General features: G+C 38.3%; 22 protein-coding genes, 1 other RNA gene and 1 pseudogene. 6 read left to right on the forward strand and 18 right to left on the reverse strand.

Annotated features, from left to right (window positions below; translation table 11 throughout):
* Positions 1 to 31: 31 nt before the first annotated feature.
* Complete coding sequence (locus OS139_RS00955; protein ID WP_002306770.1) at positions 32 to 628, reverse strand: ECF transporter S component; 597 nt, start codon at positions 626 to 628, stop codon at positions 32 to 34.
* 199 nt (positions 629 to 827) lie between these two features.
* Positions 828 to 3,470 (reverse strand): alanine--tRNA ligase, encoded by a 2,643-nt coding sequence (gene alaS, locus OS139_RS00960; RefSeq protein WP_002331789.1) that lies wholly within the window; start codon positions 3,468 to 3,470, stop codon positions 828 to 830.
* A gap of 387 nt (positions 3,471 to 3,857) precedes the next feature.
* Between alaS and OS139_RS00965 the strand changes: the two genes are divergently transcribed.
* Entirely contained in the window at positions 3,858 to 4,289 is a 432-nt protein-coding gene (locus tag OS139_RS00965) for a GNAT family N-acetyltransferase (protein WP_002295842.1), read from the forward strand.
* Between the two features lie 44 nt (positions 4,290 to 4,333).
* On the opposite strand, the gene OS139_RS00970 is transcribed toward OS139_RS00965, so the two are convergent.
* On the reverse strand, positions 4,334 to 5,683 hold the full coding sequence (locus OS139_RS00970; RefSeq protein ID WP_002289190.1) for a DEAD/DEAH box helicase: 1,350 nt from the start codon (positions 5,681 to 5,683) through the stop codon (positions 4,334 to 4,336).
* 69 nt (positions 5,684 to 5,752) lie between these two features.
* Positions 5,753 to 6,916 (reverse strand): VanZ family protein, encoded by a 1,164-nt coding sequence (locus OS139_RS00975; RefSeq protein WP_002331790.1) that lies wholly within the window; start codon positions 6,914 to 6,916, stop codon positions 5,753 to 5,755.
* A gap of 128 nt (positions 6,917 to 7,044) precedes the next feature.
* Between OS139_RS00975 and OS139_RS00980 the strand changes: the two genes are divergently transcribed.
* Positions 7,045 to 7,368: a hypothetical protein gene (locus OS139_RS00980; RefSeq protein WP_002318749.1), complete on the forward strand. Its 324-nt coding sequence runs from the start codon at positions 7,045 to 7,047 to the stop codon at positions 7,366 to 7,368.
* 181 nt (positions 7,369 to 7,549) lie between these two features.
* Here OS139_RS00980 and OS139_RS00985 read toward each other — a convergent pair whose 3' ends face one another.
* The 10 genes from OS139_RS00985 to OS139_RS01030 form a co-directional block, all read right to left on the reverse strand.
* Positions 7,550 to 8,542 (reverse strand): APC family permease, encoded by a 993-nt coding sequence (locus tag OS139_RS00985; RefSeq protein WP_325066786.1) that lies wholly within the window; start codon positions 8,540 to 8,542, stop codon positions 7,550 to 7,552.
* A complete protein-coding gene (locus tag OS139_RS00990; RefSeq protein ID WP_016627959.1) occupies positions 8,424 to 8,900 on the reverse strand; it encodes an amino acid permease in 477 nt (158 codons plus the stop codon). Before OS139_RS00990 ends, OS139_RS00985 begins: the two co-directional genes overlap by 119 nt.
* A 68-nt stretch (positions 8,901 to 8,968) precedes the next feature.
* The gene (locus tag OS139_RS00995; RefSeq protein WP_002306778.1) at positions 8,969 to 9,922 is read right to left on the reverse strand and encodes an L-threonine 3-dehydrogenase; all 954 of its coding nucleotides are present in this window, start codon (positions 9,920 to 9,922) and stop codon (positions 8,969 to 8,971) included.
* Between the two features lie 101 nt (positions 9,923 to 10,023).
* On the reverse strand, positions 10,024 to 11,214 hold the full coding sequence (locus OS139_RS01000) for a glycine C-acetyltransferase (RefSeq protein WP_325066767.1): 1,191 nt from the start codon (positions 11,212 to 11,214) through the stop codon (positions 10,024 to 10,026).
* A gap of 644 nt (positions 11,215 to 11,858) precedes the next feature.
* On the reverse strand, positions 11,859 to 12,542 hold the full coding sequence (locus tag OS139_RS01005) for an HD domain-containing protein (RefSeq protein WP_002289185.1): 684 nt from the start codon (positions 12,540 to 12,542) through the stop codon (positions 11,859 to 11,861).
* A gap of 80 nt (positions 12,543 to 12,622) precedes the next feature.
* Positions 12,623 to 14,119: a carboxypeptidase M32 gene (locus OS139_RS01010; RefSeq protein ID WP_002331792.1), complete on the reverse strand. Its 1,497-nt coding sequence runs from the start codon at positions 14,117 to 14,119 to the stop codon at positions 12,623 to 12,625.
* A gap of 45 nt (positions 14,120 to 14,164) precedes the next feature.
* Positions 14,165 to 15,331: a THUMP domain-containing class I SAM-dependent RNA methyltransferase gene (locus tag OS139_RS01015; RefSeq protein WP_002295837.1), complete on the reverse strand. Its 1,167-nt coding sequence runs from the start codon at positions 15,329 to 15,331 to the stop codon at positions 14,165 to 14,167.
* 208 nt (positions 15,332 to 15,539) lie between these two features.
* Positions 15,540 to 15,907: RNase P RNA component class B (rnpB, locus tag OS139_RS01020), an RNA gene on the reverse strand.
* 21 nt (positions 15,908 to 15,928) lie between these two features.
* Positions 15,929 to 16,348 (reverse strand): cell division regulator GpsB, encoded by a 420-nt coding sequence (gene gpsB / locus OS139_RS01025; protein ID WP_002295835.1) that lies wholly within the window; start codon positions 16,346 to 16,348, stop codon positions 15,929 to 15,931.
* Positions 16,349 to 16,437: 89 nt separating this feature from the next.
* Positions 16,438 to 16,977 (reverse strand): DUF1273 domain-containing protein, encoded by a 540-nt coding sequence (locus OS139_RS01030; RefSeq protein ID WP_002318743.1) that lies wholly within the window; start codon positions 16,975 to 16,977, stop codon positions 16,438 to 16,440.
* A gap of 63 nt (positions 16,978 to 17,040) precedes the next feature.
* Here OS139_RS01030 and recU point away from each other — a divergent pair, with 63 nt between their 5' ends.
* From recU to OS139_RS01045, 3 genes and pseudogenes are all read left to right on the forward strand, one after another.
* Positions 17,041 to 17,688, forward strand: coding sequence for a Holliday junction resolvase RecU (gene recU / locus OS139_RS01035; RefSeq protein WP_002289604.1), 648 nt, complete (start codon positions 17,041 to 17,043; stop codon positions 17,686 to 17,688).
* Positions 17,678 to 20,059, forward strand: a complete 2,382-nt coding sequence (locus OS139_RS01040) for a PBP1A family penicillin-binding protein (RefSeq protein WP_002331793.1) — start codon at positions 17,678 to 17,680, stop codon at positions 20,057 to 20,059. The genes recU and OS139_RS01040 overlap by 11 nt, the downstream gene beginning before the upstream one ends.
* A 296-nt stretch (positions 20,060 to 20,355) precedes the next feature.
* Positions 20,356 to 20,890, forward strand: a pseudogene (locus tag OS139_RS01045) (hypothetical protein).
* Between the two features lie 125 nt (positions 20,891 to 21,015).
* Here the strand turns inward: OS139_RS01045 and nth are convergent.
* Positions 21,016 to 21,693 (reverse strand): endonuclease III, encoded by a 678-nt coding sequence (nth, locus tag OS139_RS01050; protein WP_002295825.1) that lies wholly within the window; start codon positions 21,691 to 21,693, stop codon positions 21,016 to 21,018.
* A gap of 6 nt (positions 21,694 to 21,699) precedes the next feature.
* Positions 21,700 to 22,398 carry a DnaD domain-containing protein gene (locus tag OS139_RS01055; RefSeq protein ID WP_002331795.1) on the reverse strand — a complete coding sequence of 233 codons (699 nt, stop codon included), beginning with the start codon at positions 22,396 to 22,398 and terminating at the stop codon, positions 21,700 to 21,702.
* Positions 22,399 to 22,665: 267 nt separating this feature from the next.
* On the opposite strand from OS139_RS01055, the gene OS139_RS01060 reads away from it, so the two are divergent.
* Complete coding sequence (locus OS139_RS01060; protein ID WP_002297435.1) at positions 22,666 to 23,850, forward strand: tetracycline resistance MFS efflux pump; 1,185 nt, start codon at positions 22,666 to 22,668, stop codon at positions 23,848 to 23,850.
* A 5-nt stretch (positions 23,851 to 23,855) separates the two neighbouring features.
* Here OS139_RS01060 and OS139_RS01065 read toward each other — a convergent pair whose 3' ends face one another.
* Both OS139_RS01065 and OS139_RS01070 read right to left on the reverse strand, forming a co-directional pair.
* Complete coding sequence (locus OS139_RS01065) at positions 23,856 to 24,299, reverse strand: MarR family winged helix-turn-helix transcriptional regulator (protein WP_002331796.1); 444 nt, start codon at positions 24,297 to 24,299, stop codon at positions 23,856 to 23,858.
* 225 nt (positions 24,300 to 24,524) lie between these two features.
* Positions 24,525 to 24,812, reverse strand: a complete 288-nt coding sequence (locus OS139_RS01070; RefSeq protein WP_002331797.1) for a DUF5960 family protein — start codon at positions 24,810 to 24,812, stop codon at positions 24,525 to 24,527.
* Positions 24,813 to 24,974: the final 162 nt, after the last annotated feature.

Consider the following 24,974-nt stretch of genomic DNA (forward strand, 5'->3'; position numbering starts at 1 on the left):
CGTGCGTCCTATTACTATTAAAAGATGGTCATTATTCTGGTTTCAACGGTGTTGCTGCAAATAACGCTTTTGCTAGTAATGGTGTTATGATTCCCGCACCTATTGCTTCTGGTATCCCATTGATTGCTGCAACCCCTGCTAAGGTTTTAAATAAAAGAGCAGAATCTACACCATAGGCATCTGCCGTTGCACCTGTATAAAATAATCCCATGAATCCTAACACTAAGACTGTATTGACCAATGAACCCAGTATCCCTGCAAAGGCTGAGCTGATCGTTATTGATTTATTTTTTTGATAAATCCAGTGGAAAACCAAGCCTGCTACTAAGCCAACAAGTACTCTGGGAACTACCGAGATAATCGGATTCGTGAACACTAATGTATCAAATGGCGTTGTTGGCATGGCATAGGCACGAACAATTGTAGCGATTCCCCAAAACAAGCCAATCACCATGCCATCTTTTGGGCCTAATACTACTGCAGCAATAATTACTGTGATATGGATAATTGTTAAACTAATGAATCCTAATGGAATAAACCCCAGCCAAGGAACCATCGCTTGTACGATGATGATTGCTAACAAGATCGCACGTAAGACTAGTCGAAAGGTCTTATTTCTACTATTCATTTTTTCACCCCTTTTTATTTATACTAATCGTAAAAATTTCTGTCACTTTCGTCAACTAAAGACCATCCGAATCCGACCATTTGATTAGATGCGCCAGCCAATTGAAAAAAGTATGAGGGCAAGACTTGTTTGTCTTCGCCCCCATAATCATGTTTCGTTCAATGTTTGAACTTTTGTTTTTCTGTCAAACGTAAACGCCCTATTGTTGCGCAACCCATTCTTTCGCAGCTTTAAGTGCATCTGGAATACCAGCAGGATTTTTCCCGCCAGCTTGTGCCATGTCTGGACGTCCACCACCGCCACCGCCTACTTTCGGTGCGATTGCTTTAATCAAGTCGCCAGCTTTTAGTCCAGCTTCATTTGATTCTTTCGTCATTGCTGCTAGCAGACTGACTTTTCCTTCTTGTTCGTTTGCTAAAACAAGAATATCTGAAATATTTTTTTGTTTCCATTGGTCAGCTAATTGACGCAGCTGATTCATATCTTTCACTTTTACTTGTGCTGCAATGATTGTTTTTCCATTGATCGTTTCTGGATCTTTGAATACATCACCAGCTTGTTGATTCGCTAACTTGCTAGCTAATTGTTCATTTTCCTTTTGTAGCTCTCTTACTTGCTGTTGCAATTGTTCCGCTTTTGAAACAACTTCCTTCAATTGAGGTGATTTAACAATTGTTGCTACTTGTTTTAGTTGTTTTTCTTCTTCTTCAAGTAGTTCGTACGCTTCTTTACTTGTTACAGCCTCGATTCGTCGCACGCCTGCACCAATTCCTGATTCAGAAACGATTTTGAAGATTCCGATGTTTTCTGTATTTGCTACATGTGTGCCTCCGCACAGTTCGATTGACCAGCCGCCGATATTTACTACTCGAACGTCATGTCCGTATTTTTCACCAAACAAAGCCATCGCACCCATGTTTTTGGCTGTATCGATATCTGTTTCAATTGTTTCAACTGGGATAGCTTCCCAGATTTTTTCGTTGACGATTCTTTCCATTTCAGCTAATTCATCTGAAGTGATTTGACCAAAGTGGGTAAAGTCGAATCGTAAATGTCCAGGAGCGACTAAAGAACCAGCTTGATTTGCATGCTCGCCAAGTACTTCTTTCAATGCCTTGTGCAGTAGATGGGTTGCTGTATGGTTTTTGATGATCCGATTGCGCATCGATTGATCAATCAATAGATGATAGGTTTGTCCTTCGCTCATTGGTGCTTTTACTTCTACGGTATGCATAAATTGACCATTAGGCGCTTTTTGAACATCTGTAACAACTGCTACGATTTCGCCTACTTCATTCATGATCCATCCTTGATCCGCTACTTGCCCACCCATTTCTGCATAGAAAGGTGTTTGATCAAAGATCATTTGAGCTTCACCTTCTGCGACTTCATTCAAAAGAGACTCACCTTTAACGATGACCAATAATTGACTATCTGATTCTTGTTCTGTGTATCCAATGAATTTACTTTCTACTTTGATATCTGTCAATAAAGCAGATTGTACCCCCATTGATTTTTCAGTACTGCGGGCAGAGCGAGCACGTTCGCGTTGTGCATCCATTTCTTTTTCAAAACCAGCATGATCAACTTTCAGTCCTTCATCTTCTGCCACCTCTTCCGTTAATTCTACTGGGAAGCCATATGTGTCGTATAGTTTGAAGATGTCTTTTCCTGCTAGAGTCGTCCCGTTTTCGTTTTTTACTTCTTGGATCACTTGATTTAAGATTTCCAAACCTTCATTGATTGTTTCATTGAAACGTTCTTCTTCTGTACGGATAACTTTTTCAATAAATTCTTTTTGTTGAAGTACTTCAGGATAATAACTTACCATGATTTCCCCAACAACAGGGACTAAACGATATAAGAATGCTTGTTCAATACCTAATTTTTTCCCATGCATGACAGCACGACGAAGCAAACGGCGTAAGACATACCCTCTCCCTTCATTCGATGGCAATGCACCGTCGCCAATAGCAAATGAAAGGGCGCGAATATGATCTGCGATTACTTTGTAAGAAATATCTGTTACTGGGTTTTCACCATATTTTACTTGTTTGCTTAGCTTTTCTACGGCGTGGATAATAGGCATAAACAAGTCTGTCTCAAAGTTCGTTGGCGCATCTTGAACGATTGAGACCATGCGTTCCAATCCCATCCCCGTATCAATGTTTTTATGAGGAAGTGGTTCAAATGTGTTATCAGGCTTATGGTTGAATTCTGAAAATACTAAGTTCCAGATTTCTAAATAACGTTCATTTTCTCCTCCTGGATAGTTTTCAGGATCATCTTCTGCTAAATCGTTATAAGCTTCTCCACGGTCATAGAAAATTTCCGTATCCGGACCACATGGGCCTGCACCGATATCCCAGAAGTTGTCTTCTACATCAATAATGTGATCTAGTGGCAGGCCAACTTCTTCATGCCAGATGCGTTTTGCTTCTGTATCTTTTGGATAAACTGTTATATAAAGTTTTTCTGGATCGAATGCCATCCATTTTGGATCAGTCAAAAATTCCCATGCCCAGTGGATGGCTTCATTTTTGAAATAGTCACCAATCGAAAAATTACCCAGCATCTCAAACATCGTATGGTGACGTGCTGTTTTACCGACATTTTCGATATCATTTGTTCGAATAGATTTTTGGGCATTTGTGATTCTTGGATTTTCTGGCACAACTGAACCATCAAAATATTTTTTCAATGTTGCAACACCAGAGTTGATCCACAATAAGGTTGGATCGTTCACGGGGATCAAAGACGCACTAGGTTCAATCGTATGTCCTTTAGATTGGAAGAAATCAAGAAACATTTGTCGAACTTGTGCACTACTTAATTGTTTCATATCATTACCTGCTTTCTATAAATTAAATACAAAAAAACACCATCACAGCCAAGGACGAAAACTCGCGGTACCACCTTGATTGCAATGATGTGTAATCATTACCTCTTAAACTCGATAACGCTGAGCTGCGTCGGTATTTCTACCAAAATAGAAAAAGGGAGCAATTTGATTAGTGACTATTCTTTTTTCAGCCAAGAAAGAATTTTCTGTGAGTCTTAAAAAACAAATCATATCCTTTTCGTACTTAATTAGTATACGCATTCTATTGATCACTGTCAATATCTCAATTTTTATTTTCATTTCCTTTTGGTCATATTCCACGATTTTTGGTACGATAAGAATAAAGGAATCAATACATCTCTGCTATTCATGACAAGGAGGAATATGATGAAAAAAATAGTTGGAGCGGATGAATGGATACGCGCAGCTAGCTGCTTTTTGAGATATCAAGTTTTTGTATTAGAACAAGGGATTCCTGCAGAACTAGAATTCGACGGAAAAGATATCCCGCAACAAACCTATTATCTATTTCTTGATCAAAAAAGACCAGTAGCTACTTTGCGTTATGAAAAGAAAACACCTACTTGCTTCAAGCCGGAACGATTTTGCGTAGCAAAAGAATACCGAGGAAAAGGGTTAGGCGGTCAGTTGCTTGAAGCTGCTGAAAAACGGGCGGTTTCAGAAGGTTGTCAGACTAGTTATGTAGTAGCTGAAATGACGGCTGTAGATTTTTATGAAAAACAAGGGTATCATACTTGCACAGAACCTTTTATTGAAGATGAAGTACTTTGTATCGGAATGGAAAAAAGTCTAGCTTAAAAACAAGAGATTGTGACACGCCTTTTGTCACAACCTCTTGTTTTTTATTTATGTGAATTTTTCTTATTTTTACGAGCAGTACGGCTTTGCTGTCTGCGTTCGATTTTGCGTTCTTTTTTGTTTTTTTCTGCAATTGCCCAATCGATTTTTTTCTTATAACCAGGCTTGATCTTTTTCTTTTTCTTCTTCACAAGACCAATCAGCGTGGGATCTAATACATCTTTTGATTTTTCTCGTTTGGCACGTCTATTACGATCGTATGTTTTGACGATTTCCCCGTTTTTGATTTCTTTTGGTTCAAATGAGACGCCCAATTTTTCTATCGCATCAATGGCTTGCTCATCATTTGGCGAATATAACGTAATGGCCGTTCCTTTTAAGCCATTACGTCCAGTACGTCCGACACGATGGATAAAGAAGTCTAGATCTTCTGGAATTTCTGCATTGATAACATGAGAAACACCTTCGATATCGATCCCTCTAGCAGCTAAATCAGTCGCTACAACATATTGATACTCCAGATTCTGTACTTGTCGCATCACTCGTTTTCTCTCTCTTGGGGTGATGTCTCCATGAATCTTTGCTACTTTCAAGCCTTGGTTTTTCAAGTAATCGGCAATTTCATCCACATGCTGTTTTGTATTGGCAAATACGATTGCTAAATAAGGATGACCAATTGTCAGCAGTTGATAAATCATTTGATTTTCATCTTTACCTTTTGTTGAAATCAGCCAATTTTCAATGTCTTCAGAAATAACTGCTTTTGGTTTGATTTCTTCAATGATTGGATTTTCCATGTATTTTCGTAAGAATGGACGAAGTTTTTCTGGAATAGTGGCAGAAAAAACTAAAAACTGCAGCTTTTCTGGTAATCGACTTGCAATTTGGTCTACTTCATTTAAAAAACCCATATCCAATGTCATATCCGCTTCATCGACAACAAATGCAAATGCGGTGTGAATCTTCAGCGCTTGTTCATTCATCATGTCTAATATTCTACCAGGCGTGCCTACTACAACCTGTGGCTGTTGGTGATGCAGACGATTTAATTGACGCTGTTTGTCTGTACCGCCGACAAAATTCGAGACACGGATCTCCGGTGTAGAAAATTTAGCGATTTGTGTAGCTGCTTCATAGATCTGTGCAGCTAGTTCCCTACTTGGAGCTGTAATAACAACTTGTACTTCCTCTTTTTCTGCATTGATTTTTTCAAACAAAGGCAACAAAAACGTATGTGTTTTTCCTGTACCAGTTTGAGATTGCCCAATGATATTTTTTCCTTTTGCAATTAAAGGAATCAAACGTTCCTGGACCTCTGTGGGCTGTTTGAAGCCCTTTGCGGTTAACGCTTCATTGATAAACGGTTTGAAGCGGAATATATCAAAATTATTCATTCGTGCACCTCTTCTCTTTAAATTATCACGACTTTGGCATTATAACACAGACAAAGCGTTTTTGCTCAGCTAATTTCGAGAATCATCATCCTTTGTTTGGCCAATCGTGCTAACAGTATATGTGTGACTAGCTTTTTCATAAAACAGAATCCGTTTTTTTCTCAAAAATGATAGCAAGATATTTAAAATAAAAATACCTTGCAGTAACAAGACACCGAGAGAAATGAATACTGCACTCATCTGCAACACCGTATTCGTTGTCGAATTCATGATTTGCTGAAGCAACTGCCCCAACCAGCTTAAACCATAAAAAAGAAAGTACAGATACCCGTAGCGGATCATCAATGCTTTTAAAGAAATTCGTTCGCGGTCTTCTTCCACCAAACGGATACGCACAATTTTTTTGCCAAGTGTCCATCCATTGGTTATAAACGGTACAATCATAAAGTATACCCCTACTTCTAATAAAAGCCACCAGATATGAGAAGTAACTGTCCCTGAATCGAACGCAAGTTTAAAGAAAATCGCCGCTACCAAATTAATAAGAGATAAAAATGTCCAGTCGATCAAATAAGCGACCAAGCGTCGAGTCAATGAGACAGTCTTTCCTTTTTCATAAGAAAGTTCATCCATTCGTCTTCTTGTAGGAAGCATAAATGTAAATAACGGCATAACGACAAAACCAATGATTCCACCCAATGTATTTGTCACTAAATCATTCACATCAAATAAGCGGTATGGTCTTGGGTAGATAAAATAAAGTCCACTTAGCTGCGTCAATTCAAAAAATAGAGAAAGGCAGAAACTAGCAATCATCGTTTTCATAAAAGAAAGCCGGAAATAATATCTTAAATAAATGCCAAATGGTATGAGTAATAAAACATTAAAAGCTGGTTCCAAAAATACACTCTGCTTCATTGCCGGCAGGTAGGTACTAGGTTCAGACAAGACCAATACCGTGTTGTCTCTGAAATGTTGCCATGAAGCAAATAAATGCAGCTCCATCTTTGGCCCTGTCATTTGGGCAACCGTCTCCTTTGCCGGAAGTGGTAAGATCACCAAAAAATACGCACACAATAAATAAAAAACGAAAGAATACAAAATAACTGCCCTTGTTACTAGAAATGTTCCATACTTTCGATATTCATAAATAAAAAAAACAGATGAGATCGCTAAGGCTAAAAATGGAAAAACAATCAGCGCAAAACGAATCGGTTCGATATAACTTGCCATATGACTCCTCCTTGATTCTTTGTATCTCTCTTATCTTAGCAGTCCTTTGCTGTTTCAAGCAAGTAACGAGGCTATTATTTCTCATTTCTTTCAAAGTAAAGTAAGATAAACACAAAGGGGGTGTCGAGATGCTGAATATGTACTTTGTTTTTGGCGTACCTATTTTTTTACTGTTCCTTTATGCTACGATCGCTTATGTAAGAAAAAGAACTACAATTCATTATTTAGGATTTATTCTCCTGATTATTTCGGGTTTCATGCTAGTCTTCAATCTTCAGACTTGGCAGCAAGCACTTCTTGAAATGGATAAAATTTCTCCACAAGCTTTGTCTAAAGTGCTTGGCTACCCTGTCTATCTGATTTGGCTTCCCATTTTCATTTCTGGTTGCTTGGTTTTATTAAATATTTATCGCGGCGTACGCCGAATAGTTCAGTTACGCAAATCAAAGTAAAAGGCAGAAATCGGTTGAGCCCGATTTCTGTCTTTTACTTTGCTATTTCATTGTAGACAAAACGACATTTACGTGATCAAAATTAACGAGTACTTTTGACATTTCTTCCACGTACTCCTCATTTAAATAAAATATTTTATTTGGCAGAGAGTGCAGTTCTAATAAAATTCGAATGTTTTAGCTATCTACGTTTTAAATAGAGATAAATCGGGATACCGGCAAGTGTCAATACTATCCCCATCGAAGCTAAAAAGGTCTGAGTGATAAGCGTGCTTGATACGATAAAAGTCCCTCCAATGATTGCTACTAGTGGAATAAACGGATACATTGGAACTTTGTATGGTCGAAACAAATCAGGTTCTTTTTTACGAAGAAGAATGACACCAACAAAGACCATCGTATAAAAAATCCAAATGACAAAGATCAGCATATCCGTTAGTGTATCAAAACCACCGATCATCATCATGCCAATAGCGATGACTAGCTCTAAGATACCTGCGGCTACAGGAACTTTAGTTTTATCATGAAGTTTAGCAAAGAGCTTGTTAAAAGGCAGGTTGTTTTCTTTTGCCATAACATAAGGGAGACGCATTCCAGTAAGGGTATAGCCATTGATGGTTCCATAAACAGAAATCAAGATACCAACTGTGACCAGTCTTCCACCGAAGCCGCCAAAAATCATTTTTGCAACGTCACTTGCCGCATTGCTGTTTCCTGCGACTCCGTCGATAGATGCGGTTCTTAAGAACACCGCATTTACTAATAAATAAACGATCATGATTCCGATGATTCCTAAAGAAATTGCTTTTGGCAAATCTTTCGCCGGCTTTTTCAATTCTCCCGAAATATTTCCTACGTGTATCCAACCGTCGTATGCGAACATCGTTGCTAGCAAGCCCGCTCCCAAGGCTGAGAAAAATGAAAGATTTTCTCCTGCTTGGATCGGAAACAGTTGGAAGTCTACTCCTTCTTGTCGGAACAAACCGAAAATGACGATCACAAACAAAGGGATAAGCTTGCAGACAAGCGTAATCGACTGAAAAGCCCCTCCAGCTTTAGAACCTAAAAAATTGATCAGCAGGATCGATACAGCAGCTGTAACAGCTACGGGAACAATCATTGACTGGGAAAGACCAAATAGATTGACGAACTGTGTACCGAAAATGATCGACAAGGCTGCTACATTTACTGGAAAATAAATCACGACTTGCGCCCAGCCCAATAAAAAATGCTGCTGTATTTCCGTAAATCCGTTCGATATATTTAATCATCCCTCCTGTTTCTGGAATAGCAGCTGCCAGTTCAGCTCCTGTTAGTCCTGCACAGACAGAAATCATACCACCGAGAAACCAAGAAAACATATGCAAACTGGCGGATCCTGTAACTTCTGCTACGCTTGCGGCTTTAAAAAATACCCCTGCACCGATCACTGTGCCCATAACAGTCGATAAAGCAGTAAAAAATCCCATCGTACGTTTTAATTCATTTTCTATTTTTACTTCTTTTACTGGCGTGGCTTGATATTCTTCCATCCCTTGTCCCCTTTCATACCATAGCCAATCCCAAAAGTATAAAAAACTTTTTGGATGTGGTTCTTGTTTTATACCGTCTCTACCAATTTTTCTTTCAGTTTTTCCAACATATCCTTTGTCATCGCATCTAAGTCGTATTTCGGCGAAAAGCCCCATTCCTCTTGCGCACAAGAAACATCTAGTGAATTTGGCCAAGATTCTGCTATTGACTGACGTACAGGATCCACATCATAATCCATTTCAAAATCTGGTATGATTTTTTGAATAGATGCTTTGATCTCTTCCGGGTCAAAAGTCATCGCCGATATATTGAAGGCATTTCGATGAACCAATCGATCAGGATCTGCATTCATGAGTTTTATAATGGCATCGATCGCATCTGGCATATACATCATATCCATTGATGTACCTTGATCAATGAAACTAGTGTACTTTCCTTCTTTGATTGCTGAATAATAAATATCGACTGCGTAGTCTGTCGTACCGCCTCCTGGCAAGGTTGCATAAGAAATCAATCCAGGGAAACGGACACCACGAGTATCTACGCCATATTTCACATAATAATAATCACATAGTAGTTCTCCAGCTACCTTCGTTACCCCATACATGGTTGTAGGACGCTGAAGAGTATCTTGTGGGGTATGATCTTTTGGAGTATTTGGACCAAACGCGCCGATTGAACTTGGCGTAAAAAGTTTCAGCTGGAATTCTCTAGCGACTTCCAATGCATTGACCAGCCCAGTCACGTTCAAATCCCAGGCTAATTGTGGTTTTGCTTCTGCAACAGCTGACAAAAGAGCAGCCAAATGAATCAATGTGTCCACTTGATATTGTTCTGCTATGCTGCGCATTTTTTCGTAATCCATTACATCTAGGATCTCAAAGATATCGTTTTTCTCAATGACTTCAGGCATGCGTATATCTGTCGCAATGACATTTTCACTGCCTAGTTCTTGACGTAGTCGTGTGATCAACTCTGAACCAATTTGTCCTAAACATCCTGTCACCAATACTTTTTTCATGATGATCCTCCCTGATCTTTTTTACTACTATCTTCAGATGATTAACAATATATGCGTGAACATGTTCTCTAATTTTAAATAGACGAAAAAACTAAACTTAGTTAAATAATTTCCATTTCTTTTCCTATTTTTTGATAAACTGCTACTGCTTCATCAAGCATTTCCCTCGTATGTTCCGCAGTCGGCATATTTCTGATCCTGCCTGTCCCAAGAGGCACAGTTGGATAAACGATTGGTTTAGCATAAATCCCATGTTCGATCAGCTTCTTAGAGAAAGTCTGAGTCACTTTTTCGTCTCCCAAAATGACTGGAGTAATAGGTGTTTCAGACATACCGATGTTATAGCCTACTTTTTTCAATTCTTCTTTAAAATAATTAGCATTTTCCCAAACTTTTTCGACAAGTTCCGGATGTTCTTGCATCAAAGTAATCGAAGCCAATGCAGCTGCAGCTGCACCTGGAGTTAGCGAAGTAGAAAATAGGAATGGCCGACTTCTAGCTTTCAACCAGTCGATTAGTGTTTTCGATCCAGCTACATAACCCCCAACAACACCTATAGCTTTCGATAACGTGCCCATTTGCATATCGATTTTGTCGCTTAATCCAAAATGCTTGACGGTTCCTGCACCTTTTCCAGTTACGCCTGAGCCGTGCGCATCATCAACGCAGGTGATCAGTCCATATTTTTCAACAATCGGAATAATTTCCGGCAATCGTGCAATGTCTCCATCCATGGAGAAAACACCATCTGTGATATACATGATTTTTTTATATTTCTTACTTTCTATCGCTTCCTTTGCTTTTTTCTCAAGGTCTTTCATATCTTGATGTTTAATTCGGATGATTTTTGCTCCGGATAAGCGGCAACCGTCAATAATAGATGCATGGTTTAATTCATCCGATAAGATAGCATCTTCTTTTGTCATTACTGCAGAGATAGCGCCCATATTGCAGTTGAATCCAGATTGAAAGGCGATTGCTGCTTCTGTCCCTTTGAATTCTGCGATTTTTTCTTCTAATTGCTGATGGATTTTCAGCGAACCATTGATCGTTCGGACTGCTCCTGCTCCTACACCATAAGTTTCGGTTGCTTCAATACATGCTTTTTTCAATTCTTCGCGATTGGCAAATCCAAGATAATTGTTGGATGCTAGATTGATCATCTTTTTTCCGTCTACGATGATACAAGCACCATTTTCACTTTCTAGTATGTCGATCGTATTGTATAACCCCTTTTCTTTCAGTTGATCCAATTCTTTCTCTAAATACATTGTTAGTTCTTTGGAAGACATTGTCTCCACCTCCATATTCATCTGTCTTGCAGAACATACCAAACATATATCGTGTCATTCATCTACAAAGCAAGTATGCCATATTTTTGATAACGCTTACACTGATTATGAGAATTATTTAACCACATTTTTTATTTACAGTATCTTTTTACTTTCAAATGACTTATATAGTATGAACAATTACCTTTTAGATAATGATCTATTTTACTCTACCTGGGCAGATAAATACAACACAACCATTGATAGAAGCCCTTTCGTTAAAATCAATTGTATTCTGAATATTTAATTTATTTATTGCATAGACCAATAAAAATACATAAAATTTCCATCTTCGTTTATCAGCAATTTTTAATTTTACTCTCTGAATATTTCTTAAAAGTTTTACTTGTTGAATTCGAAAAAAGGACTGTGACAAAAGTCTTGTCACAGTCCTATTCTTCCGAATAAACGGTGTTCTCCTGCCAATTCCGAATCACAAGTTACAATATTCATCAAACACGAGAAGCTATTTTTTGAAATTGTTCCTTGTGACTCGGAGCTGAACGGCAGGCTCACGACCTCTTGGTAAACAGTGTTCCAGAAGTAACTTTTACGGAAAATGATCCGAAATATCTTGGAGCTGACCACTTCTGTCACAACCTCCATCATTTTTTGTTATTTTTGATCCAATTGTCTGGAGTAAAATTTTCATCGTCAATAGACCATTCCAGAAAAAATTCTTCTAAGAATTCACGCATGAAGGTTTCTCTTCGTTTGGCTTCTTCATATCCGTAATCAGTATTCATTTTATCAGACAGCAAGAACAGTTTTTCATAAAAATGATTGATCACTGTCGTGCCTTTTCGGTAATTTTCTTTGTCCTTGAATGTTTGCGGATACAGTTCAGGATCAAAAATCGGGTGCCCATGTCCACCGCCGAAATAAGCAGTACGCAAAATGCCGATTGCTCCTAATGCTTCGATACGATCAGCGTCTTGAACGATCTTACCTTCCAGAGATAGTTCGGCCGCTTCAGAGAGATTTTTAGAAAAGGACATATTTTCGATAATGGAAAAAATCATCGAGATCTGTTCCTCTACTATTGGCAAAGAGCGAAGGAATACACGAAGCTGTTGCTTTGCCTCGTTCTCATTTTTAACGACTTTATCATCAATCGTATCATGTAGGTAAGCTGCTGCAAGCGTCACAAAGCGGTCTGCCTGCGGTTCCGTCTCCAAAATTTTTTCAGCTAACTTGACAACTCTTTTGGTATGATCGCTCCCATGTCCTGTTTGATCATGCGCTAATTGGTCCATACTATAATCAGCGATCACTTGTAATTTATCCATTCGTTCCACTTCTTTCTTAAGTAAATAGCTGAAAACATCTATAGATTAGATGAATTTCAGCTATCTTTGTAAATTGTATTTTATTTTACCTGATATAAATTAAAATACAGGTCTTTCATATAGTCGATCAGGTATTGCGGATTAAGCGGTTCATGTGTTGCATCCATGATTAATTGATTTGGTTTTCTAGATGCACCATATTGATGGATATGCTCTGACATCCAGTTTTTGATTGGAGAATAATCGTCTAACGCTAGAACATTTTCCACATCTATTTCTTGCTGCAAAGAATGAAGTAATTGTGCCGCATACATGTACCCTAATGCATAAGAGGGAAAATAACCAAAGCTTGCACCTGACCAATGAACGTCTTGTAGGATGCCTTCCACATCATTTGTTGGTCGTATTCCCAGATACTCTTCATATTTTTGATTCCATATTTCAGGTAGTTCAGCAACATCTACCCCTTCATTGAAAATCATTTTTTCGATTTCATAACGAATAATGATATGGAGAGGGTAAGTCAAACTGTCTGCCTCGATACGAACCAAACTTGATTTTGTATGGTTCAATGAACGATAAAATTTGTCAAAAGGAATATCATCGAATGTTCCTTCTGCACATTCTTGAAAGAAAGGATATTGCTTTTTCCAGAAGCTGCGACTACTTCCAATAATGATCTCGTTAAACAACGATTGTGATTCATGGATACCCATTGATGTACCTTCATAAACCGGTGTATACGCATATTTATCATCGATGTCTTGTTCATACATACCATGACCAGCCTCGTGGATCACTCCAAAAACAGCCATTTTGAAATCTGTTTCGTTCCATCGTGTCGTGATTCGTGCATCATTCGGATTAATTCCAGTCATAAATGGGTGGACAGTGTCATCTAAACGACCACGACTAAAATCATAACCAAGTTGTTCAATTACTTTCACTACAAATCTCTTCTGTTGTTTTTTCGTCATTCTCCGATTTAAAAAGTCTGTTTCAGGTTCAGTCCCTTTTTCTTGGAGCGTACGGCGGATCGAAAGAATTCCTTCTTTAAGCTGATCAAATACCTTATCAAGGATTTCGACAGTCATCCCGGGTTCGTATTGATTCAGCAAAACATCATAATTCGTCTTTTCATCTTTTCTCCAGTAAGGTATCAACTGTTTTGTTAATTCAATATTTTGATTCAATGCGTGTTGAAAATCAGAAAATTGTTGTGTTTCTCTAGCTTTTTGCCATTGTCCGTGTGCTGAAGAAACGGCAGCTGTATATTTTCTCATAAGATCTTCCGGTACGCGATGTTCCAAATCATACTCTTCTTTTACTTTGGCAAAAACGGCAGTTCCAACTTCCGACAATTCTTCCGGATGTTCAGAAAAATAGCGAATGGCTTCTTTGATTTTTGGACCGATTTTTTTTGAAAAATAAATGCTGTAAAGATAGCTGTCTACTTCACTTCGGTATGCACTAGCTTTTTCAGGCATACCTGTTTGTGTATCCCAATCGAGGATTCCTAAAGCTTGTTGTAGAAGATTGATTTCTTTTACTTCTTGTAAAAACTCTTTTTCTTTCATTCCCTATTCCTCCAAACATCCAATTGAATGAATCAATTAGTAAGATTATTCGTCTTTCTCTTTTTTTCTAGGCGGACGAGTTCCCCAATACTGGAATAGATCCGTACGCAATGCACCATTGTACAATTTTCTTTTTTTGGTTGCTTTTTGTCCGTAAAATTCCTCAAACGCTAAGTCGCTAGTCAAGATATATTTACTCCATGTTTTTAATGGACGGAACACATCGCCCATTTCTTTATATAATTTTCGAACGGTTTCTTCTTCTCCTAGACGTTCCCCGTAAGGCGGGTTAGCCACGATGACCCCGTATTCTTTATCCGTTTTGAAGTCTTTGACTGCTTGTTGCTTAAAGGTAATCGAAGAGCCTAATCCGATTTCTTCTGCATTGGCTTTGGCAATTTCAATCATCCGTCCATTGATATCTGAACCAGTAATATCTAATTCAATATCATAATCTGCTTTTTCTTCGGCTGCTGATCGAACATTTTCCATGATTTCTTGACTGAACCAATCCCAAGATTCGCAAGCAAACTCACGATTGAATCCTGGTGCGATATTATGGCCTATTAAGGCTGCTTCAATACAAAGCGTACCTGAACCACATACAGGATCATAAAATGGACGGTCTTTTCGCCAATTTGTCAACATAACAAGTGCTGCTGCCATGTTTTCTTTCAATGGTGCTCCACCTTTTTCTAAGCGATAACCACGTTTGAATAAACTTGGTCCTGTCGTATCCAGAGTTACCATCACATGGTCTTTCAGCAAAGCTACTTCCAACTGAAAATGTGCGCCAGTTTCCGTCAGTGGTACAGAAGCTGGACGGTGATAATAGGTACGGAGACGTTCAACGATTGCTTTTTTTGTGATCGCTTGGCAATCAGGTGTGCTATATAGTTTCGACTTGATCGATTTTCCAGCTACAGGAAAAGCTGCATCTAGTGGAAGAAAATCTTCCCAAGGCAATGCTTTTACGTTTTCAAACAATTCATCAAACGTATACGCATCGAATTCCCCAACCACGATTTTTACTCGATCTGCTGTACGTAACCATAAATTAGCTGTAGCGATCGTTTCCATTGTTCCTTCAAAACGTGCACGTCCGTTCTCAACTTGGCATTCGATTCCAAGATCTCTTAATTCTTTACCAACCAGTGCTTCTAGCCCGCTTGCCGCAGTTGCGACGAGGTTGAACTTCCTGTTTTTTTCCATACACAATCTCCTTATTTATAAAAAAAGGAGGTGGGACATCAGTCCTACCCCACACTTTTACTCAAATTCCGAATAACCGGTGATACAAAAGTTTGTTTTGTAATAAGAACGACTCATCTGAAGTATTGAAAAATAGCTTTCAAATGTTTTTCTTGTTTCTTATAACGCATTACTTTTGTCACGACCTAATTCCCTGATGTTTGCGGTTTTCTATAAGCCATGTTCTGTACTTTGCTTTTCCAGGGAGAAAAAACAAAGCGGTAACCATCTATCTGCAGTTATACTGCCTTTTTGTCCTGTTCTTCTTCCAGACAAAAAGCGCCCCTACCATTGTTTGGGTTGCTCGCTCGAGGGGTTTACCGCGTTCCACCGGATGGGTTTCCCCAGCCGCTTCGTCACTGTGGCACTTTCAAGGATACTTAAGCATAGCCGAAGCCTTAGCTTGTTTTCCTGCCGTTACTCCAAAGAGTACCTTAGCTTATGGTTTCGCTAAGCACGAACACTACAGGCATCACAGCCTGTGCGAGCATGGACTTTCCTCAGCCTGATCAAGTCAGACCGCGATTACCCGAAAACCGCAAATTCATTAATCAAAAATTAAAATTGACGTGTTTTTTCATTGTCATCTAAGCTTGTGTCTGCATTTGTGTAGTTATTTGGATTAGGTTGTGCTGGTTTGACTGCACTTGCTTGTTGATCAAGCTTTTTACCAAATACTTCACGTTCAAGATTTGACAAGCGTTTTAAGATATCAAAATTGGTCACTGCTGCGCTCTTTGGTGCCTCTGTTTGTTGCACGCGTGTTTGAGCTGCTCCTTGAGTTTTAGATAATTGAGCTACTTTTGCACTCAATCGATCGTTTTCTTCTTGTAAAGCAAGGAGTTCTTTGCTGTAAGTTTCATAATCTTTGATGATATTGTCTAAGAATTCATCAACTTCAACGGGATCATAGCCGCGCATTTTTGTTTTGAATTCTTGTTGTAAAATGTCTTTAGGACTATAAACCAAATTCGCCATATTTACACCTCTAGTTTTCATTTACGTAATAACATTTCTACCTTTTTCATTGTATAGGAAAAAAGTTGATAAATCAAACACAATATCGATTATTCACTAAAATTTTGAAGATCGTCCATACTGATCAGCCGAATTTCGTAGGGATGATCTGCTTGGTAATTCTGTGCATCTTCAAAAAAATACTTCGTTTTTCCAGGGAATTCTTCATCATAGATCAGCAAACAGCCCACTGTATGTTCAAGTATAAAACGAGTGTGATTCTTTAACTGACTAGGTGATTGATAGGGTTGATGGCTAACAGCTTCGACATAATCTGCTAATTGTTCTGCTAATTGTTTTTTTTCTTGGTTCCCTTCATTCCAGTTATTACCAAAATCAGCAAAAGGATACAAAATACCAAGGGATAGTTCCGGATATTCTTCTTTCAATTCCGCTACTATTTGCACAGCCCATAGTTCGACGCCTAGATTTCCACTAACGAGTACCCATTCCAGCCCTTCTTCTGCTAACTGATGGAGTTCTTTTTTTAAAACATTTTTAACAACTTGGATTTTAGGATCATTTTCTTTAAAAACACCGAGTTCGAAACTTCGATACCCAGACACATAGATTACTTTTGACTTATCCATCTCAGATTCCTTTTCTTTCTATCCGCTTTTTTGCTATAATGTGGCCTAGGAGTGTGATTAAAGATGGTATTGCGCTATCCAAATGGCCAACCTTATTATAAGAATGCCTCTCCCGTCGAAAAAATTCAAGAAAAAAGAAATCAGATCACTGAATTCGGCAATCGGGGGATGCGCTTTGAAGAAGCAATCAATGAAAGTAATAAATATTATCTTTCCCGCGGGTTGGCGGTTATCCATAAAAAGCCTACCCCTATCCAAATCGTGAAAGTAGACTATCCTAAGAGAAGTGCTGCTGTGATCAAGGAAGCCTACTTTACCCAAGCCTCAACTACAGACTATAATGGCGTCTATCGAGGCTTTTACTTGGACTTTGAAGCAAAAGAAACCAAGAACAAAACATCTTTTCCCTTTAAAAACTTCCATGCCCATCAAATCGAACATATGAAAGCATGCCTCGAACAAAATGGGGTCTGCTTTGTCTTGTTATGGTTTTCGTCTTTGAAGCGCTGTTTTTATTTGAATAGTGTTCATTTGATTGCTTACTGGGACGCCCAAAAGGAAAAAGGACGCAAATCACTACCTTTATCTTTGATCGAAGAACTAGGAATAGAGATCAAAACTGGTATTTCTCCGCGGATTCCTTATTTGGACGCGGTTGACTTCTATTTATCAACATTATCTATTGAAGGAGAAAGCAAGAATGGCAAATGAACAAACTAGAAGCTCTAGACGACAGAAACAGCCTACTCCTAAAAAGAGTGTGAAGAAGAATTCTGGCAAAGGTTCTGGAAAGTCCTCTGGAACACATAAAAAAGGATTATTTATCAAGATCCTTTTAGGAATACTCTCATTTTTCTGTATCCTCTTTTTAGCAGGTATAGGACTTTTCTGGTATTACGCAAAAGATGCGCCCGAATTGACGGATAAAAAATTAGACGCTACCGTATCTTCCAAACTATATACACAAGATGGCGAACTATTCGAAGATTTAGGCGCAGAAAAGCGTGAAAAAATTTCTGCGAATGAATTACCGAAAACATTAGAAGATGCGATCGTGTCGGTAGAAGATCGCCGTTTTTATAAACACATCGGGGTTGACCCTATTCGGATCATCGGTTCTGCCCTCTCTAACTTTACCTCTGGCGGACTGCAAGGCGGAAGTACTTTGACACAGCAATTGATCAAACTGTCCTTTTTCTCCACCAGTGCCGAGGATCAGACCCTGAAACGCAAGGCCCAAGAAGCGTGGATGGCTGTAAGATTGGAACAAAAAAAATCGAAACAAGAGATCTTGACCTACTACGTAAATAAAGTGTATATGTCAAACGGCTTGTACGGGATGGAGACAGCTTCTGAGATGTACTTTGGCAAGAAATTATCAGAACTTTCTTTACCGCAAACAGCATTGCTTGCTGGGATGCCTCAAGCCCCTTCTGCCTATGATCCTTATGTTTATCCAGATCAGGCGAAGAAAAGACGAGATACTGTTTTGTATACGATGCTTCAAAACGAAAAAATCTCTCAAACAGAATATGATCAAGCTGTTAATGTACCGGTAACGGATGGTCTGCAAGAACTAACTCAATCCGATGACAATACTAAGATCGTCGATAATTATGTCAAAGAAGTCATCAATGAAGTACAAGAAAAAACAGATAAGAATGTCTACACAGACGGTTTAGAGATTTATACGAATTTGGATCTGGACGCCCAAAAGAAACTATATGATATCGTCAACACGGATCAGTATGTCTCTTACCCAGACGACGAGATGCAAGTTGCCTCCACCCTTATCGACACCAATACCGGGAAAGTAAAAGCCCAGATTGGCGGACGTCACATCGCAGAAGATGTAACTTTAGGCAACAACTTAGCAGTGAATACTTCCCGTGATTTTGGTTCTACGATGAAACCTGTCACAGATTACGGACCAGCTTTTGAATATTTGAAATATTCTACTGGAAAAACTATTACTGACGCACCGTATAACTATGAAGGGACTTCGACTCCTGTAGGAAACTGGGATAATCAATATATGGGCACCATTACTTTACGCCAAGCACTTTACTTATCCCGTAATGTTCCAGCAGTCAAATTATTCAATGAAGTCGGTTCAGATAAAGTGGCTTCTTTCTTAAAAAATCTTGGGATCGAATACAGTACGATCCATCAATCGAATGCGATCTCTAGTAATACGGAAGAACAAGATGGGACAAAATACGGAGCTTCTTCCTTAAAAATGGCAGCAGCCTATGCGGCTTTCGCCAATGGAGGGACTTATTACAAACCTCAATATGTTAATAAAATCGTCTTCCAAGACGGAACAGAAGAAACTTATGAGCCAGATGGAAAAACAGCCATGTCTCCAGAAACAGCTTATATGATCACAGACATTTTAAAAGATACGATCACTGAAGGTACTGGTACGAATGCGCAAATCGCTGGGTTATATCAAGCCGGTAAGACCGGAACATCCAATTACACAGATGACGAGTATGCAAAACTTGGTATTTCTTCTGGGGTGTATCCAGATATCTTATTTGCGGGCTATACGCCAAATTATTCGATTTCCGTGTGGACAGGTTACAATAAAAAAATGACACCTGTCACTTCAGAATCGTCACACGTAGCCTCTGATGTTTATCGCGAGCTTATGCAGTATGTTTCAGCTAACGTGACAAATACAGACTGGGAGATGCCAAGCGGATTAATTCGTGTGGGCGGTGAACTGTACTACAAAGATCAATATACAGCTAGATCGAATGCAATTACACCATCAACAACTATTCCATCTTCCAGCTATATCCAGACTCCTGGAAGCTCAACAACAGAGACAACGACTCAAAGCTCTAGCTCTACTAGTCAAAGCGAATCAACAGCTGAGTCCTCAAAAGAAAGCACGACAGCAGAAACAAGCGAGCCAGCGTCTTCAACAACGGTTCCTTCTTCTTCATCCGAAGAAAGCTCGACACCGTCTTCATCCGCTCCTCCTGCTTCTTCCAGTGAGCCAGCAACTAGCGGAGCGGATGCTGCAAATGACCATACACCATCCAGCAGCTCCTCAGCTTCTGGAAACAGATAGTAAAAAAGAAACCACGTCTACAAGCGTGGTTTCTTTTTTGTGTCTATGTAAAAAACAGCTACAAATAAAAATCATGTACCAAGCTATATTACATGATTTTTTATAAGACTATCCAGCATATACATGTGTGATCTAACATTTAGCTTAAAAATTAGAAAATCCATTTTTCTTTTATCATTACATATACTTTATCCATTTACTTGTTTATAATTAAATCGGCTAAATACACACTAGTCTTTTATTTAGCGCCACTTCTTAATAATCCCATTGTTATTATCAAATAAAAAATACAATATATGGTTTTGAATAATTTTTTGAAAGAAGGCTTCATTTTGAGTTATCTGATAGTATGCTTAATTATCATAATTTGTCTGCACCATCTTTTTTTATCGAAAACAATACCTCGTTATTCCAAGAATAAAAAAGCTGAAAAATTTAGTTTATTATTAAATAAATTTACTTTAGTTGCTCCTATCCTTGCATTTATTATTTTTTCTGTACTTTTAAGCACTACCCTTAAAGGAAAATTTATGGAAAGAAGCTCTCATGCAATGATTCTCACTTTTTTATGGTTGTTGTTCACCAGAATCTATATTTTTCTGATGAGCCTGAAACCGCCCAAATCCATTAGTTTATGTTTAGTTATAAATGGTATTTTTTTATTATCACTTATCATTTTTATTACACCTTTAGATAGATACGTCACTTATTTATATAATCCTTTGGAATACTGGACTTATTTTATAGGTATATTGGAAGGCATTATTTTCTACATCGGGTATTTCCCCAAGAAAAAATAACAATATTTATTTTTATCGCAATAAATTGTAATAAGTTACCATCCTAGCTACTGAGTATGTACATTTACTTTTTCATGCAAAAAAGATAAACGAAACAGCTTTTCTCCATAATAACAAGATAATTCATACATTTATTTGCAATTAAAGAAACCACGTCTACAGGCGTGGTTTCTTTTTTAGCGTCTTTTCTTTTAGACGCATCCGATTTTTCCCATCTTGACATATTGATAGCAAAGGACATACCTCGCACTTGGGATTTCTTGCCGTGCAATGATATCTACCAAAAAAAATCAGTGTATGATGTGTCTTTACCCATAATTCTTGTGGTACTTTCCGCATCAGTGTTTCTTCTACTTCCATGACCGTAGCATCTAGTTTGCAGATCCTCAGGCGTTTTGAGACACGTTCCACGTGGGTATCTACTGCGATTGCTGGTATCCCGAATGCATCCCCCAATACGACATTTGCTGTCTTTCTGCCTACACCAGGAAGAGACATCAATTCTTCTCTTGACGTTGGCACTTGCCCATCGAAACGTTCAATCAGCTGCTGTGCACACGCTTTGATGTTTTTTGCTTTATTTCGATACAAACCAATCGTTTTTATTTTAAGAATGATTTCATCGATTGAAGCTTCTGCTAACGCATCGGGTGTCGGAAAAGAGGCAAACAAATCTGGCGTTGCTTTATTCACTGATACATCTGTCGCCTGGGCACTTAAGATCACTGCAATCAATAACTCAAATGGATTATTGTGCTTGAGTTCTCCATGTGCTTCGGGAAACATTCCATACATCGTTTCTAGAGCTTCCATTGTTTTTTGTTTGCTTAACATATTCCGCTACTCCTCCAACCAATTTTTCAGTGAGACTTTCGGCAATTCTTCTTGTTGAGCTGACTGTTCTACTTCTCTTTGAAGAATCTGCTGTTTTCTTCGTTTTTGGTCTTCTTCCACTTGTTGTTTTGTACGTAGATTTTTTCTTTCCCACGATAGCAAAATGCGGTCAACGTAATTAAAACTATAAGCCTGATTTAATACGGCTTCCCGCAGTGCTAGCTTCAAAATTTCCGGCTGATAATGGTCTTCTTCTAGCCATTGACCGATTCGCTGGAACTCGATCGAAGAAAGCGGGCGTCCAAATTCTTGTTCAAATAATTGATACACTGACTGGATTTCTTTTTCTTGTGTTTTTTCTTCGTATTTTTTTTCTTGTGTTTTTAAATACTCACCTAATAGATCATAGATGGGGTAAAGATTATATCGATCTGCTTTTTTACCGTTGACAATCGTCGTTTCTATCTTGATAAATCCATTTGTTACGAGACGATCCAGTATTTGAAAAATCTGATCTTGCTTGATTCCCATATCCATAGCAATCATCTGCAAATCAGGGAAAGTATCTCCTTCAAGCTGTGCCATATGCAACTGTAGAACAAATAAAAATTCTTCAGATTGTAGACCGATCCTATGGTAATTTTTAAGTAAAAGATTAGATATAACTGTTTGTCCAGCGCTTAAGTAATTTTCTAAATTCAACATGATTTCTCCTCCGCTCAATCACAGTATACGTAAAAAAAACATGGGAAGCAAGAACAGGTTTCTTTTCTATTTACTTCACTGATCGGTCAGATTTACAATGTCGTCTACTTGATTTTTGTTTGTTCATGTTTTTGATGCGCATCTTCACTTTTCGGAATAAATAAATTAAGTAGATTTCGCTGTTCCTTAGAATGTTGACAAGGAAACAAAATTACTATACACTATTTTTGTTTCCAAGTTAACATTATTGCATAAAGGAGTTTTTACATGTACAGTTTCACAAATAAACATTCTAAAGTTTTTGGATACGTCTCTGTCTTATTCACTGGATTAGGATTTACTATCGTCAGTCCTGTACTTCCGTTTTTAACGCTGCCTTATTCTCACTCCATACATCAGCAAGCTTTCTATATCACTTTGCTCATGTCTGTTTATGCTCTAGCTGCCTTCTTATCTGCCCCCATTCTCGGTAGCTTAAGTGATCATTTTGGGCGTCGTCCGATCCTTATTATCAGTTTATTAGGATCAAGTATCGGATATTTGCTTTTTGGTTTAGGAAATTCGATATGGATGTTGTTCCTTGGTCGTATCATTGAAGGATTGACGGCAGGAGAAATCTCCACCTTATATGCTTACTTTGCCGACATCACGGAACCTAATGAAAGAACCAAAGTTTTTGGATGGATGGGTGCTTTAGTCGGTATAGGAACAACGCTGGGTCCTATTATAGGGGGTCTATTAGCTGAGTTGGGGAATTCTGTTCCTATATTTATTGGAGCACTCTTTACTTTCTTAAATGCCGTTTATGGCTACACATTTATGCTAGAAAGCCTTCCAATAAAAAAACGTTCAGTAGATTTAAGTTTCTCCCATGTAAGACCTTTTCACCAATTACAACAATTATTCAAGATTTCATCCGTTATTCCTTTATTGACAGCAGGTTTTGCTGTTTGGTTGGCAGCTGGCTCTCTTCAATCTATCTTTTCTCAATTTTCGATTGACGCCTTTCAGTGGAAGGCTGGGTTGGTTGGTTTAAGCTTCTCTTTGATTGGAATCTTGGATACTGTCTCGCAATTGTTCATTATGCCTCGATTGCTCAAAAAATTTTCAGAACAGCAGATCACAAGAATAGGGATGTTCAGTGAAATCCTCGCCTATCTATTCATCACATTATCTGGAATTCTTCTGCTGCCGATTTTGTTTTTATTTGGGATTATCTGTTATGGTTTCGGTGATTCTATTTTTACTCCTGTATTCAATGGCCAACTATCCAATTCTGTCTCAGATAACCAGCAAGGTCTTGTAATGGGCGGTACCCAAAGTATACAATCTCTATCGCGCGTCATCGGCCCGCTAATCGCAGGACAGCTTTATGCTGCAGCACCATTTCTTCCGACGGTATTCGGATTTTTGCTTATGATTTTTGCCTATTATCACTACAATAAAAAATAGTAGCTTCATTTGCTACTTCGTATAAATTCTCTGTATTGACCGATAAAACGAAATACTGTGTCAAATTCTTCTTTTGACATATTTTCAAATACAGTAGCATCTCGCTGTACCCATTTTTGATGGAGTTGCTCGTGTCTATTCCTTATTTTTTGTCCGATTGGCGTCAATTGAAAATAGATTTCTTTTTTATTCTCTTCGCTTTGATAAGTGTTTATGATCCCTCTAGCTATCAGTTTTTTTGTTAGCTTACTGATGGCTCCTCTAGTCATATAACTAGCATTCGCTAATTTTGTCACGTTAGGATCAGGGATTTTCCCGATATGTTCAATCACTTCTAGTTCATTTAGAGTAAATCCTGCAAATTCTTTTTCCATTTCTGGTTTATTACGATGAATAATCTCATTAGCTAAATCCAGATATTCTTCTATTAGCAGTTGTCTTTTATCCATTTCTACACCTTCTTTTTCTTTCATTATATTGTTTTTTTGTTTCCTATTCAACAAAGATAAAAATATTTTGCAGAAAAACCCAATCTGAAACCAAGAAAAAAAGGGGTTGACAAAGCTTGTCATAACCCCTTTTTCTGATTAAAAGATAGTAAAGAGACAGTCATCGGTAATTGTGATGATTTTTTGTCATCACTTAAGGATGAGCGGCCTTTTCAAAAACTGTCTTTAAAGATCACCATCAGTTTCTAGCACATACGGCTGACCTTCATATGTGTACTCTGTATTCAATGTGCCGTCATTTTCATCTGAGTAGATGCGTCTACTGAAAGGAAAACGATGAGAAACATTATCTTTGGCGTCTTTTGCTGGCATCGTGTAATATTCCTCTTGCGTTTCATTCAACTGAGAGAGTACTTGATCTGCCAACTCATCAATATTGATCGTTGATTTCTTCGAAGCACTTTTATAATCTTCTAAAAATGCATCTTGTTGGACAAAATATTCTTTATTCATCTTCTTTCTCACCTTTCTTTTCAAAATCAAATAAAGCTGCTTGTTCTTTTATGTAACAGCTTTATCTTTGCTGCTTATTGTGACAAAAAATTCGAAGAAAGACAACTAATTGTACTTTTCACAAAAAAGACAGAGGGTCGTGACAAAATTGTGTCACAACCC

Source organism: Enterococcus sp. E4-223 (assembly GCF_035727065.1).
GTDB lineage: Bacteria > Bacillota > Bacilli > Lactobacillales > Enterococcaceae > Enterococcus_B > Enterococcus_B faecium.